This is a genomic window from Puia sp. P3 (assembly GCF_050632245.1).
GTDB lineage: Bacteria > Bacteroidota > Bacteroidia > Chitinophagales > Chitinophagaceae > Puia.
In genome coordinates, this window is record NZ_CP192583.1 from 1,518,453 (window position 1) to 1,531,406 (window position 12,954).

Below are 12,954 nucleotides of genomic sequence, written 5' to 3' on the forward strand. Positions count from 1 at the left end.
ATTTATTTGGTGATGGCTACGATCGGAACGTGGCTGTGGTAGGCCAGTTTCGACGTGCTGGTCGTTTTGAACATATTCGAAAGGAAGGAGTGTTTCCTGGGGAAGGTAAGGATCAGGTCGATGTGGTTGTCGGCGACGAACTGGTTGGTCGCTTCGATGAAGTCGAAGAGCCGGATAAAATAGAATTCGGGGCTGTAGGCCTTCAGCTGGGTTTCGAGTTTGGTCCTTTCCGCCTTGTATTCGTCAGTCACCTGTACATAGTGTTCGTGGTCGACGTTGACGATGTGCAGGCGGGGTTTGAAGAGGTCGAGGACAGACTTGACTGTTTCGAAGGGAATGGTGTCTTCGACTTCCTTGAAGTCAGTGAGCAGCATGACATTTTTTGCGGACTGGGAATGGGCGTCCGGGGGCACGATGATGACAGGGGCGATGGCTCTCTGGACGATGTTCAGGGTATTGCTGCCCATGAAGATCTGGCCCAGGCGCGTTGCGCCGGTAATGCCCATGATGATCAGCTGGATATTATTTTGTACTACGTATTCTTCGAGGGTGTCGAGGAAGCGGTTGGCTTCTTCAGCGATGGTCGAGATCTTGGCGTTTGTGATAGTGGCGAGCTCGGTCTTTACGCTGCCGAGGGCAAGTTCGACGATAGCTTTTCTGCTGGCGTCCTCTTCTTCGTCTGTGCCGAGGGGGCTGCTGTCGGAACCGTATTCGAGGGCGTCAAACACATTATAAAGAATAATATGGGCATCGGGTACGCCATTGGCGATGTGGGCTGCATAGCGGGCAGCGTTCTTGGAAGCATCGGAAAAGTCGATCGGAACAATAAAATTATTCATATATGTGAAGGTTGGAGGTAAATATATCGATTTTTGCCCCTGAAAGGCAAAATAATTCTTATTAACGAGTTTTCAACAAGGGTTTTTATGGGGGCATCATTTTGGGGAAGATTCTCTATTTTGATGTAGGTTTGTCGCCCGGCTAAAGATGGGGCTGGGGTTTGTTCATCATTAAATATTGTACAGTGCGATTAAAGAGCCTTGAAATAAAGGGATTTAAGAGTTTTGCTGATAAAACCCATATCAGCTTTGACGAGGGCATTACGGGCATTATCGGCCCGAATGGCTGCGGGAAGAGCAATATTATTGATAGCATCCGCTGGGTCATCGGCGAACAGAAGATCAGCCATCTGCGTTCGGAGAACCTGGAAAGCCTGGTATTCAACGGTAGCAGGACGCGCAGTGCATCCGGTCTTGCGGAAGTAAGCCTGACCTTCGAGAATACCAAGAATCTGCTGCCGACCGAGTTCAGCACGGTGACGGTCACCCGCAAATTCTACAAGAGCGGGGAAAGCGAATACCGGCTCAATGACGTCAGCTGCCGGCTGAAGGATATTCAGAATCTCTTCATGGATACGGGTGTGAGCACGGACAGCTATGCCATTATCGAGCTGGGGATGGTGGACGATATCATCAAGGACAAGGAGAACAGCCGTCGCCGAATGCTGGAGCAGGCGGCCGGCGTCACCATCTATAAAACGAGAAAGAAAGAGGCCCGTCAGAAACTGGACGCCACCGAGCAGGATCTTGCGCGGATCGAGGACCTGCTGTTCGAGATCAACAACCAGTTGAAGAGTCTGGAGAATCAGGCCAAGAAGGCAGAGAAATACTACGAGATCAAGAAGGAATACCGCGAGCTGAGCATCGAGCTGGCGAAGGCCGCTCTGGAAGGGTTCAACCTGACCTATCGAGATCTGCATGAGCAGTCGGACACCGAGACGGACAAGAAGATCCGGCTGGAGGCGATCATCGCGCAGGAGGAGGCCGACGTCGAGCAGCAGAAGGTAGGGTTTATCGAAAAGGAGAGGGCGTTGCAGTCGATGCAGCACGAGTTCAACGACCTGCTGCAGTCCCTGCGTACAAAAGAGAATGAAAAGAACCCGGCTTCGCAGCGGCTGAATTTTCTGAAGGAGAAGGCGGGGAGTCTTGAGGAGTTCCTGCTGAAAGGAGAAGGTCAGCTGAAGGGACTGGAAGAAAGTATTGTTTTCACCCGTCAGCAGGTGGGTGAAGAGGAAAATAAATTATCGGGGCTGCAGGAGCAGCTGGAATCCCTGAAGGATTCCGTCGATGAGACCCGTCAGGTGTTTGACTCGAGGAGGGTAACGGTAGACGCGCTTCGTAAGGAGAATGCGCAGATACAGCGTGACCAGTTCGAGGCGGAGAAGAAGGTGGCGGTAGCCGACACGTCGATCCAGAACCTGCAGCGCAGCATCCGTCAGCTGGAGGAAGAGAGGACGGTCCGTGACAGCCAGCTCAAGCAGCTGGAGGAGGAGCGTCTGCTGAAGGAACAGGAACTGGAGTCCGGGCAGTCCAGCCTGCGTCAGCTGCAGGATCACCAGGAGCGTATGAAGGAAGCGATCCTTCAGGCGCAGGGGCAGCTGGAAGTGCTTCGTCAGCAACTGGCGGACGAGAGCCGTAAACTGGATGCGCGAAAGAATGAGCACGATCTGCTGAAGAGTCTGATCGATTCCATGGAGGGCTATCCGGAGAGCATCAAATTCCTTCATAAGAACCCGGCGTGGAATTATAATGCGCCGATCCTTTCGGATATCATCTATGTAAAGAGGGGTTCCGCGCCGCGGTGGAAAACGTGCTCGAGCCGTACCTGAACTATTATGTGGTCTCGAATCTGCAGGAAGGCATGCAGGCCGTACATCTGCTGGACGAGAATAAAAAAGGGAAGGCCAATTTCTTTTTGCTGGATAAGGTAGCGGGAAGCGAAGCGATGGTGACTGCGCAGGAAGGGCTGGTGCCCGCGATGAGCGTCATCGAAGTCGACGAGAAATACCGCAAGCTGGCGGAGCATCTGCTGGGAAACGTTTTTATCGCGGAGAACGAGGCTGCGATGGAGAACAGCAACGGGGCGGTCGTACTGGAGAAGACCGGAAAATATGTAAAAGGAAAGTATTCGCTGACCGGCGGCAGTGTCGGCCTGTTCGAGGGCAAGAAGATCGGCCGCGCCAAGAACCTCGAGAAGCTGCAGGAGGAGGTGGGCAGCCTCCAGACGACGGTCAACGACCTGAAGACGGCGATACAGGAGAAACACAACGAAGTAGTTGGGTACAACGAGCAATTGAAAGAGCAGGCTATCCGTCAGACCCAGGACGATATCAACCGGCTGACGAATTTTGTCTTCTCCCTTCAAAATAAGATCGAGAACCTGCATTCGCAGCAGGATTCTTCCCTGGGACGGCTCGAAGAGCTGCAGCTCAATCTGGAAGAGACGATCGCGGGCATCGAGGATACGCGCAATGCCTGGGCCGAACTGGTGAGAGTGGTGAGCGAACTGAAGGAAAAGAGCCAGGTTGCGGAAGAAGAATACCGGTCGGCCGAGCTAGCCTATAACAGCAGCTCAGCGAGCTATAACGAGTTCAATCTGCAGGTGACGCGGCAGCATAGCCGGATCAACGCGCTGAAGCAGGAGATGGATTTCAAGAGCAAACAGCTGACCGATCTGCGCACCCAGATAGAGGCGAATGTGTCGCAGCTGAAGCAGACGCATGAGAGTATTACGGAGAGCGAGGAACTGTTAGGTGGTTCGGAGGGAGCCCTGCTCACCCTGCTGCGGAAGAAGGAAGAGGAGGAGAAGAAGCTGAACGAGGCCGACCAGGCGTACTATAATTTACGGAATGCGCTGGGCGAGCGGGAAAGCGAGCTGCGTCATAAGGTGAAGGAGAAAGAGCAGCTGGAACACCTGCTGGGTGGTATCAAGGACAGGCTGAACGAGCTGAAGCTGCAGCTGGCGGGGATGAAAGAGCGGCTGAACGTGGAGTTCAGGATCAATCTGGACGATATCATCGATCAGCCCCGTACGGGAGAGGTGCCCGTTGAGGAGCTGCAGGAGAAGGCCGATAAAATGAAGAAGAGGCTGGAGAATCTCGGCGAGGTGAACCCTACGGCTATCGAGGCTTTTCAGGAGATGAAGAAGCGGTATGAGTTCATTCTCGAGCAGAAGAACGATCTGGTGAGTGCGAAGGACAGTCTGTTACAGACGATACAGGAGGTAGAGGCCACGGCGAACCAGCAGTTTCTGGATACGTTCAACAAGGTGCGGGAGAATTTCCAGCGCGTCTTCAAGTCTTTGTTCACGGAAGAAGATACGGCGGATATGATCCTGGTGAACCCGGAGAATCTGGCGGAAACGGGGATCGATATCGTGGCGAAGCCCAAGGGCAAACGTCCGTCTTCGATCAGCCAGCTGAGCGGCGGGGAAAAAGACGCTGACGGCGACGGCGCTGCTCTTCTCGATCTATCTGATCAAGCCTGCGCCGTTCTGTATCCTCGATGAGGTGGATGCGCCGCTCGACGACGCCAATGTCGGTAAGTTTACCAATATGATCCGCCAGTTCAGCGAGAATTCGCAGTTCATCATCGTAACGCACAATAAGATGACGATGAGTACCGTGGATGTGATCTATGGGGTGACCATGCAGGAGCCGGGAGTGAGCAAGCTGGTGCCGGTGGATTTCAGGGGATTGAATTAGGACTATATGACGAGTATTTGCTGGCGTTCGGTCTTTTGCTGACGGCGGTGTATGTAGTGGTTAAAAAATGAGTTTTGCGATGCGGCCGTTTGATCCGGCGAGGAAGACGGTTTTCCCTTTTTTGGCGCGGTGGCAGACATGGAAGCCGGCGGAGGAGATGAGGTTCCAGTTCATGCCGTTGTCGGTGGAGATGTCGACGCCGGAGGTGCCGCAGCAGAGGACGGTGGAGTCGTTGATGTATTCGACGCAGCCGCGGTAGCCGTGGGGCGGGGTGGTGGGTCGGATCCAGGTGGCGCCGCCGTCGAGGGTGAGGAAGCAATTTTTATCCTGTACGGTGTCTTTGGCGAAGTCGCCGCCGGTAACGATAAAGGTGTGCGGGTTTTTTACGGCGATGGAATTCGCGCCGGTGCTGGTGGCGCCGTTGAGGAGAGGGAGGTCGATGGCTTTGTCGCGGATGAAGAGGCGGGAGCGCTGCGGGCCTCCGCTGACGAAGCAGGCACTGGCCGGGGAGAGGGCGCGGATATTGGTACCGCTGGTCGCGAAGCAGCCTTCGGTGGAGTCGGCTTTGGGTAGCTCGGCGTAGGGGATATCGTGCCAGCTGTCGCCGCCGTCGAAGGTTCTCGTGACAAAGAACCTGCCGTTGATGGGATCGCCGACGATGATGCCGCTGTCGTGGTTCCAGAATTCCATGGCGTCCATAAACATTCCCACCGTTTTATTCTCATAGACAAGTTTCCAGGTCTTTCCGCCGTCGGTGGTTTTTAGTATGTCGGCGGGTTCGGCGATGGCCATGATGATGGCGGTCTTTTGGTCGAACGCTTCGACGTCGCGGAAATCCCTTTTCTCAAAGCCTGGGACGGTGGTCCAGGTCCATGTGGCGCCGCCGTCGACGGAGCGGCCGACGGTGCCGTTGCTGCCGCTGACCCAGACTATTTTGTCGGAGACGGCGCTGAGTCCGCGGATCGATGTCGGCCTGGCGCCGGGGGCAGATGCCTGAGGGCTCGTGGTGAGGAGCTGGATGGATGCGTGGGGTGTGCCTGCCGGTTGGGTCTCCTGTGCGAGCAAGCCAATTGGGGTGAAAAAGCAACAAAACAGCGCGATCCAAACCAAAAAAAGGATATAGTAAAGGGGATTTTTCATATCTGTAAAATAGCACAATATTGGCATCCGAGGAAGTATGCATGGACGTTTAATTGTGATAACGCTGTTGTTAGCGGGGCCTTTGTCCCTGTTCGGGCAGACGCCCAAGGATATGCTGATCAAGCCGGCCGATTCGTTACAGCGGGGAGATACCACGGGGCAGCGGGACCTGATCGGGATATTTCTCGATGTTACGAAGATCCAAATACACCACCCGCGCAGCGAGGCGGGGAGGCGGGTTTATTTCACCGCGCTTCCGCTGAGTACTTCGGTTCCCGGCGGGGGGAATGCGCTGATCACTTCGACGCAGGCGGGTTTTTATCTCGGCGACCGCAAGCAGACCTATCTGTCGACGGTGACGTTCAGTCCGAGCTTCAATTTCAGGGGACAGTTCAATTTCCCTTTCCGTGCGAATATCTGGTCCGCCGACAACAAATGGGACTATCAGGGGGATATGCGCTTTTCCATCTATCCGCAGTATGTATGGGGACTTGGCGGCGATCATCCGGAGGACCGGAAGGTACTGGTGCGGTATAGCTATTACAGGTTGTACGGCAGCGTGCTCAAGCGGATCACGCCGTATCTGTTGTTTGGTCCCGGTTATGATCTGGACTACAATATCCATATCCGGCCTGCCGACGATTCGGTCGATATACAGAAATTTACGGAATATCCTTACGGAACGGTCAATCATTCCAATTCGTTCTCGCACGGCTTTACGGCGAATTTGCTACTGGACACCCGATACAATCTTTTCAATCCGGTGCCGGGGATGTATTTCAACGCCGTGTATCGCATCAATCCGAGATTTCTGGGCAGCAATACCACCTGGCACTCGCTGTATCTGGACTGGCGGAAATATATTGCGTTCAGCAACAGGGGACAGAATATGCTGGGGGTTTGGAGTTATTACTGGACGACGCTGGGGAGCAATGCGCCCTATTTTATGTTGCCGGCCATTGGGACGGAGCCATATCAGCGAAGCGGAAGGGGGATCTACCCGCTGCGTTATGTGGGGAAGTCATTGTTTTACGTGGAAACGGAATACAGGCGGGATATTACGCGTGACGGGCTTTTTGGGTTTGTCGTGTTTGCGAATATGAATACTGTTTCCGAGCCGACGTCGCATCAGTATGCTTATTTGCATCCCGCCGGCGGAGCGGGGCTGAGGATAAAATTCAATAAGCATTCAGGCTCGAATCTGGGGATCGATTATGGAGTGAGCAAGCATTATAATGCGGTTTATTTTAGTTTGGGAGAAACGTTTTGAGGATTATTTGTGGTGGTGGTGTTGGGTTTGGGTTCGTGGACTTCTTCCAGTTGGACGTCCTGGACGACGAGGGGGGCTGGGGGTTGGCGGGTGGTGTCGGAAGGGTCGTGGTGGGATTTTTTTTGTAGTGTACGTGTAAGGGGTGTGTAAATTTTTATATTGCTTGTCGTGCAGGTCCTGATAATACTTCACGTCATATAGCTCAGGATATGTCCTGAATCAGTCTTTCGCCTGACCTTCGTTGGCGCAATGCTTCACACTTTCATAATTGTCAATAGAAAATGTATTCATATATTCCACGGAAGGAGTCCCTTCGTGAGACTAGCTTTCTTAGTGGATAGCTGTAATAATTGGTATCCCTGCCGGTAATGGCCTCCGGGTAGTCGTAGCCACCCGGAGGTATTTTACCGAAGTATTGCAGGAGAGAAGTATAACGGTTATGCAGACAAGGTATTTGGGCATGTAGGTGGTATCGCGTTTTGAGCAAGGCCTCGCGGTTGGCGGGGCGCAGCTCGCGGTTATGCGATAGTGATGTCTTTGTCGAGGTAGACGTCCTGGATCGTCTTTATCATTTCCACGCCGTCTTTGAAGGGGCGCTGGAAGGCTTTGCGGCCGAGGATGAGGCCCATGCCGCCGGCGCGTTTGTTGACGACGGCGGTGAAGACTGCGTCGTGCATGTCGGATTCGCCTTTGGATTCGCCGCCGCTATTGATGAGGCCTACGCGACCATTGTAGCAGTTGATCAGCTGGTAGCGGGTGAGGTCGATGGGGTGGTTGTCGGGATGGGTCAGTTTGGAATAGACGAGGGGCGAGGTTTTGCCGTGTTTGGTCGCCAGGTAGCCGCCGTTGTTGGTGGGTAGCTTTTGTTTGATGATGTCGGCGCGGAGTGTGACGCCGAGGTGGTTGGCCTGGCCGGTAAGGTCGGCGGAGGTATGATAGTCGACGCCGTCTACTTTAAAGCCGGCATTGCGTGTGTAGCACCAGAGGACGGTAGCCATTCCGAGTTCGTGGGCGACCTCGAAGGCTTCTGCGACTTCTTTCAGCTGACGATCGCTCTCGGGGCTGCCCCAGTATACGGTGGCTCCGATGGCGACGGCGCCCATGTTCCAGGCGGTTTTAACGGTGCCGAACAGGGTCTGGTCGTAGCGGTTGGGGAGGCTGAGGAATTCGTTGCCGTTGATCTTGACGAGGAAGGGAATACGGTGGGCGTACTTGCGGCTCATGATATCGAGGACGCCGAAGGTCGAGGCTACGGAGTTGCAGCCTGCTTCGATGGCGAGCCTGACAATATTTTCGGGGTCAAAGTACATGGGGTTGGCGGCGAAGGATGCGCCGGCGCTGTGTTCCACGCCCTGATCGACGGGAAAAATAGAGAGGTAGCCGGTGTTGGCCAGTCGTCCGTGGCCGATAAGGGTCTGAATGCTCCGCAGCACCTGATTGGAACGGCCGGAGTTGGTCCAGATCTCCTCCACGTGATTGGGAGAGGGGAAGGCGCTGATGGTCGATTTGTCAATGACGGGCTTATGATCTAATAAAAACTGGGCTTTGTCGCCGAGAATGTCGAGAATTTTCTTAGACGCCATGATTGTTGACTTTTTGTTGTAACGCAATTTACCCCGTCCGGGGCAAAAAGAAAAAAATGGTGGGGAAGCTGGAAAGTTGAACCATGAAAAGTACAACAATTGGATGGGATTGATGGTTAAACAATGAATATGGAAATAGGAATAGACAGTTTTGCCGCAAGGTTTAGTAAAAAGGGCGCGGCTGCGCTGAGCGATATCGATGCGATGGAGCAGTTGCTGGAGAGGATGGTACAGGCGGAGCGGGCTGGTCTGGACGTTTTTGGAATCGGGGAGCACCACCGGAAGGGGTTTCTGGATTCGGCGCCATCGATGATACTGGCTGCTGCTGCGGCACGTACGGAGCGGATCCGGTTGACCAGCGCGGTTACGGTGCTGAGCGCTGCCGATCCCGTGCGGATATTTCAGCAGTTTGCGACGCTGGACCTGATCTCCAGGGGTCGGGCTGAGATGGTGGTTGGGCGGGGATCTTTTACCGATGCGTTCCCGCTGTTCGGCTATCAGCTGAGGGACTATGACGAGTTGTTCGGGGAGAAGTTGGGTCTGCTGCTGGAGCTGCGGAAGAATGAGGTCGTGAACTGGTCGGGGAAATTTCGTCCCGCGCTGATCAACCAGCCCGTGTATCCGCGTCCTGTACAGGAGCAAATACCCGTCTGGGTCGGAGTGGGTGGGACGCCGGAGTCGTTTGTTCGTGCGGGAAGTCTGGGGTTGCCGCTGATGGTGGCGATCATCGGGGGTGAGACCCACCGTTTTCGGCCACTGGTCGATCTTTACCGGGAAGCGGGCAGGCGGGCGGGGTTTGCGCCGGAGCAGCTGAAAGTTGGTTTGCATTCGCTGGCTTATGTGGCGGAGACGACGGAAAGGGCGGTGGAGGAGTTCTATCCCGGTTATGCGGCGAGTATGACGGAAGTGGGTCGTGAGCGGGGCTGGCCGCCGATGACGAGGGGCCGGTTCGAGGCTCAGAATGGGCCGACGGGGGCTTTGCTGGTCGGTGGGCCGGAGGAAGTGGCCGGGAAGATACTCCGGCATGCGGAGGCGCTAGGGGGATCTCGCGGGTGACGCTGCAGATGGACAGCGCGGAGCTGACGCATGAAAAATTAATGGAAGCTATAGAATTGATCGGCCAGCGGGTTAAGCCTCTGCTTAAATAAGAAGACCGCCTCGCGGCGGTCTTTTTTCTATGCGTTTCTGTTGATACAGTTGAGGTCCTGGAAGGCGATCTCGAGGCGTTTAGCGAAGGTCTCTTCTCCTTTTCGAAGCCAGACGCGGGGATCGTAGTGTTTTTTGTTGGGCTTGTCCGGACCTTCGGGGTTGCCGAGCTGGCCCCGGAGATAGCCTTCATTCTTCTTATAATAATTGAGGATCCCTTCCCAGAAGGCCCACTGCAGGTCGGTATCGATGTTCATCTTGATGGCGCCGTAGCCGATGGCTTCGCGGATCTGGTGCTGGGGGCTGCCGCTGCCGCCGTGGAAAACAAAGTAGACGGGCTTGGGGCCGGTCTTCAGGGTCTTTTCGATATGGTCCTGGCTGTTCTTCAGGATGACGGGACGGAGTTCGACGTTGCCCGGGCTGTATACGCCGTGTACGTTGCCGAATGCGGCGGCGACGCTGAACAGGCGGCCCACCTTGCTGAGTTCCGTATATGCGTAGGCGACGTCTTCGGGCTGGGTGTAGAGCTTGTGGTTCTCGACACCGCTGTTGTCGACGCCGTCCTCTTCACCGCCGGTGACGCCGAGTTCGATCTCGATGGCCATGCCAAGGGGTTGCATACGTTTGAAGAACTCTACCGAGGTATGGATATTCTCTGCGATCGGTTCCTCGGAAAGGTCCAGCATGTGCGAGCTGAAGAGGGGCTGTTTCTTTTCCTTATAGAATTGTTCGCCGGCGTCGAGCAGTCCGCTGACCCAGGGGAGCCATTTCTTTGCTGCGTGGTCGGTGTGCAATACGACGGGAACGCCGTAGTATTTGGCGACGTTGTGAATATGAAGAGCGCCGGAGACGCCACCGGAGATATTGCCCTGGAGCTGGTCGTTGGGCATGCCCTTACCGGCGATGAACTGAGCGCCACCGTTGGAGAACTGGATGATGACCGGGGAGTTGACCTTAGCGGCTGTTTCGAGTACGGCGTTGATGGTGTTCGTTCCGATGGTGTTGACAGCGGGCAGGGCGAACTGGTTGTCTTTTGCGTCTTTATAGAGGGCTTCCAGTTCTTCACCAAACAGTACTCCGGCTTTGTATTTTTTCATGTTTTATGAACTTTGAAGCCGCGAATATACGGTAAGAGCACCTAATCCTCGAATTTGCTCAAATTTTTCTGCAAAAGCGCTAGATTTTTTGAAGCGTCTGTTTTAGTTGTCTTTTGACGAGCTGGCCCATGGAGCGGCATTTGTGGAAGGCGGGGCTTTTGAAGTAGTCGCCGAGTTCGGATCGAAGCTGAAGTAGTTTGTCGGGCGTAGAAATGGCGTCCCGGGACATGATATTGAGCAGTTCCATCAGCCGAAAACGGGAGGATGCCACGCGGAAGGCCATCATGGTCCTTTCTTCGGTCTGGTATTGTTCGATCGATTCTTTGTTGAGGTGTTTGAGGCTGAGGTCGACGAGGGCTCTGTTCTCCTTGAAGAACTGGGGGATGTAGAGGTTCTTTCTGCCTTCGTAGGACTGCTGGTCGAAGTCGATAGCTCTGATGCGGTATTGGTAGTCTTCGATGTCGGGTGTGATGTCGACGACAAAGTTATAGCTGCGCATGTCTCCGAGCAGCCGGACAAAACAGCGTTCGTTGAACTTTACAAATTCCTTGGAGAGCCGGATCTTGTTGGTCTGGGGATCGTCGAGGAAGTTTTTGATGAACAGGTCGCCAGGGATGCCGGGGATATGTTCTTCCACCAGGGTATTGTGCCAGGTGAAATAGGTGATGCGGTTGGGGGAAAGGAGGTGTTCGAGTTCGAGTCCGTAGATGCGGGAGGCGTCGGCCTGTTTGATATAGTAGTGGTCGTAGTTGTCGTTGAATTTATTGACGATGCGGATGCGGAAGGGGCAGGAATTGGCGAAGCTGCAGAAGTCGATGCGTGCGACGTCGAGGTGTTTGGTAAAGGTGAGGTCGCCTTCTGTCTTGAGGATCGCGTACATTTGGACGAGACCTTCGCGGATATAGTCCCAGTGGCGCATGTCGTAGAGGGCGGTTTCCCAGAGGGTGTCCCGGTCGTGTTTGTCTTTCAGGGGGACGGAGTAGGTGATATGCTGCAGGAGGTCGCGGTAGGAGACGGGGAGTTTTACTTCCCGGCCGTGAGTTTTCAGGTAGTTGCGGAGGGGTTCGGTGACGGGGAAGATGGGTTTTTCCGGGAGGGTTTGTTGGATTCTCCGGAGGGGTCCATGGAAGAAAGCTGATCGCTGAAGTGCATGGATCAAAGGTCGTGAATTTGGGTGAGTTTCCCGAAGAGCTGGCTGAAGTAGGCGGGTGCTTCGAGGAGGCGGCTTCCGTACCAGCTGAAGATCTGGCCGTCGACGAGGGCGATATCGGCAGAGGGAGGCAGGAGTTTTTTAGTTCGTCGATGTGTTTTTCGCGGAAGGGGTAAGGTTCGGAGGAAAGGAGGATGAGGTTGCAGCGGGAGAGGGTTTCGATATCTATGATCGGGTAGCGGTCGACTGCGGCCAGGGCGTTGGTGAGGCCGCAGCGGCGGAGCATGTCGTGGATGAAGGTGTCACCGCCGGCGGCCATATAGGGGTCGCGCCAAATAAGATACGCGGTGGTAGGGGAACCGGAAATCGGGATAAGGGTATCGAAGCGGCGCCGGATCTCGTCGGCGAGGGATTGGGCCTGGGTGTTGCGGTGGGTGAGGCTGCCGACGGTGCGGATCATGTCGAGTGCGTCGGGGAGCGATTTTACGTCGCTGACCCATGTGGTGTAGCGGCTGGCGAGGGCTTCGACCTGCTGTCTGTCGTTCTCTTCCCTGTTGGCGATGATGAGGTCGGGTTTGAGTTCGTCGATCGTTTCGGGATGGAGGTTTTTTGTGCCGCCAACGCGGGTTTTTGTGCGAAACCAGGAAGAAGGATGGATACAAAATTTGGTAATGCCGACGACTTCGTCATCGAGGCCGAGGGAGTGGAGGAGTTCTGTCTGGGAAGGAACCAGAGATACGATTCGCATGTTACGGCAATGAAGACCTCCTGCTAAACTGGTGATGCTCTAATCAGAATAAATTTAGCAGGAGGGTTAGCAAAAGCAGGGTTTGGTTCGATAGGATTGGACTGCTTTTCGTGGTTTGTTCGGACGTTGGATTTTGAGAAGAATACGTTTTAGTCTTTAAGGGCCAAATGTCGTTCTATTGTTAGTACAGATAGTTCGGAAAAAAGAAGTTGACTGATATTGGATTGAATTTCTTAGGTATTGGGTTCTCGGTTTTCTATTGGATATTAGGACTCGG

The 12,954-nt window shown here is 54.5% G+C and carries 11 protein-coding genes and 1 pseudogene; 6 read left to right on the forward strand and 6 right to left on the reverse strand.

All coding sequences use genetic code 11. From position 1 onward, the window contains the following. Nucleotides 1–2: 2 nt before the first annotated feature. Nucleotides 3–839 (reverse strand): universal stress protein, encoded by an 837-nt coding sequence (locus ACQ86N_RS09055; protein ID WP_431214874.1) that lies wholly within the window; start codon nucleotides 837–839, stop codon nucleotides 3–5. Between the two features lie 185 nt (nucleotides 840–1,024). On the opposite strand from ACQ86N_RS09055, the gene ACQ86N_RS09060 reads away from it, so the two are divergent. From ACQ86N_RS09060 to ACQ86N_RS09070, 3 genes are read left to right on the forward strand one after another with little or no spacing between them, the layout of a single operon-like run. Next, nucleotides 1,025–2,668 (forward strand): chromosome segregation SMC family protein, encoded by a 1,644-nt coding sequence (locus ACQ86N_RS09060; RefSeq protein WP_431214875.1) that lies wholly within the window; start codon nucleotides 1,025–1,027, stop codon nucleotides 2,666–2,668. Next, the gene (locus ACQ86N_RS09065) at nucleotides 2,650–4,347 is read left to right on the forward strand and encodes a hypothetical protein (protein ID WP_431214876.1); all 1,698 of its coding nucleotides are present in this window, start codon (nucleotides 2,650–2,652) and stop codon (nucleotides 4,345–4,347) included. Before ACQ86N_RS09060 ends, ACQ86N_RS09065 begins: the two co-directional genes overlap by 19 nt. Further along, nucleotides 4,316–4,543: a hypothetical protein gene (locus ACQ86N_RS09070; protein WP_431217332.1), complete on the forward strand. Its 228-nt coding sequence runs from the start codon at nucleotides 4,316–4,318 to the stop codon at nucleotides 4,541–4,543. Before ACQ86N_RS09065 ends, ACQ86N_RS09070 begins: the two co-directional genes overlap by 32 nt. 60 nt (nucleotides 4,544–4,603) lie before the next feature. On the opposite strand, the gene ACQ86N_RS09075 is transcribed toward ACQ86N_RS09070, so the two are convergent. After that, nucleotides 4,604–5,683 (reverse strand): WD40/YVTN/BNR-like repeat-containing protein, encoded by a 1,080-nt coding sequence (locus ACQ86N_RS09075; RefSeq protein ID WP_431214877.1) that lies wholly within the window; start codon nucleotides 5,681–5,683, stop codon nucleotides 4,604–4,606. Nucleotides 5,684–5,720: 37 nt separating this feature from the next. Here ACQ86N_RS09075 and ACQ86N_RS09080 point away from each other — a divergent pair, with 37 nt between their 5' ends. Next, complete coding sequence (locus tag ACQ86N_RS09080; RefSeq protein ID WP_431214878.1) at nucleotides 5,721–6,953, forward strand: hypothetical protein; 1,233 nt, start codon at nucleotides 5,721–5,723, stop codon at nucleotides 6,951–6,953. A 518-nt stretch (nucleotides 6,954–7,471) separates the two neighbouring features. Here ACQ86N_RS09080 and ACQ86N_RS09085 read toward each other — a convergent pair. After that, nucleotides 7,472–8,536 (reverse strand): class I fructose-bisphosphate aldolase, encoded by a 1,065-nt coding sequence (locus ACQ86N_RS09085; protein WP_431214879.1) that lies wholly within the window; start codon nucleotides 8,534–8,536, stop codon nucleotides 7,472–7,474. Between the two features lie 129 nt (nucleotides 8,537–8,665). Between ACQ86N_RS09085 and ACQ86N_RS09090 the strand changes: the two genes are divergently transcribed. Beyond that, nucleotides 8,666–9,592 carry an LLM class flavin-dependent oxidoreductase gene (locus ACQ86N_RS09090; protein ID WP_431214880.1) on the forward strand — a complete coding sequence of 309 codons (927 nt, stop codon included), beginning with the start codon at nucleotides 8,666–8,668 and terminating at the stop codon, nucleotides 9,590–9,592. 119 nt (nucleotides 9,593–9,711) lie between these two features. Here ACQ86N_RS09090 and fbaA read toward each other — a convergent pair whose 3' ends face one another. Next, a complete protein-coding gene (gene fbaA / locus ACQ86N_RS09095; protein ID WP_431214881.1) occupies nucleotides 9,712–10,779 on the reverse strand; it encodes a class II fructose-bisphosphate aldolase in 1,068 nt (355 codons plus the stop codon). Between the two features lie 79 nt (nucleotides 10,780–10,858). Then, nucleotides 10,859–11,938, reverse strand: a complete 1,080-nt coding sequence (locus tag ACQ86N_RS09100; protein WP_431214882.1) for a hypothetical protein — start codon at nucleotides 11,936–11,938, stop codon at nucleotides 10,859–10,861. On the opposite strand from ACQ86N_RS09100, the gene ACQ86N_RS09105 reads away from it, so the two are divergent. Further along, nucleotides 11,926–12,105 (forward strand): hypothetical protein, encoded by a 180-nt coding sequence (locus ACQ86N_RS09105; RefSeq protein WP_431214883.1) that lies wholly within the window; start codon nucleotides 11,926–11,928, stop codon nucleotides 12,103–12,105. The two genes, ACQ86N_RS09100 and ACQ86N_RS09105, sit on opposite strands and share 13 nt — an antisense overlap. A gap of 35 nt (nucleotides 12,106–12,140) precedes the next feature. On the opposite strand, the pseudogene ACQ86N_RS09110 reads toward ACQ86N_RS09105, so the two are convergent. Further along, nucleotides 12,141–12,677 (reverse strand): annotated as a pseudogene (locus ACQ86N_RS09110) (ABC transporter substrate-binding protein); the annotation flags it as partial. Nucleotides 12,678–12,954: the final 277 nt, after the last annotated feature.

Excerpts from the sequence above, each read along its gene's own strand:
- fbaA (WP_431214881.1), bottom strand. The coding sequence starts at position 10,779 with ATGAAAAAATACAAAGCCGGAGTACTGTTTGGTGAAGAACTGGAAGCC.
- ACQ86N_RS09055 (WP_431214874.1), bottom strand. The coding sequence starts at position 839 with ATGAATAATTTTATTGTTCCGATCGACTTTTCCGATGCTTCCAAGAAC.
- ACQ86N_RS09075 (WP_431214877.1), bottom strand. The coding sequence starts at position 5,683 with ATGAAAAATCCCCTTTACTATATCCTTTTTTTGGTTTGGATCGCGCTG.
- ACQ86N_RS09085 (WP_431214879.1), bottom strand. The coding sequence starts at position 8,536 with ATGGCGTCTAAGAAAATTCTCGACATTCTCGGCGACAAAGCCCAGTTT.
- ACQ86N_RS09090 (WP_431214880.1), top strand. The coding sequence starts at position 8,666 with ATGGAAATAGGAATAGACAGTTTTGCCGCAAGGTTTAGTAAAAAGGGC.
- ACQ86N_RS09080 (WP_431214878.1), top strand. The coding sequence starts at position 5,721 with ATGCATGGACGTTTAATTGTGATAACGCTGTTGTTAGCGGGGCCTTTG.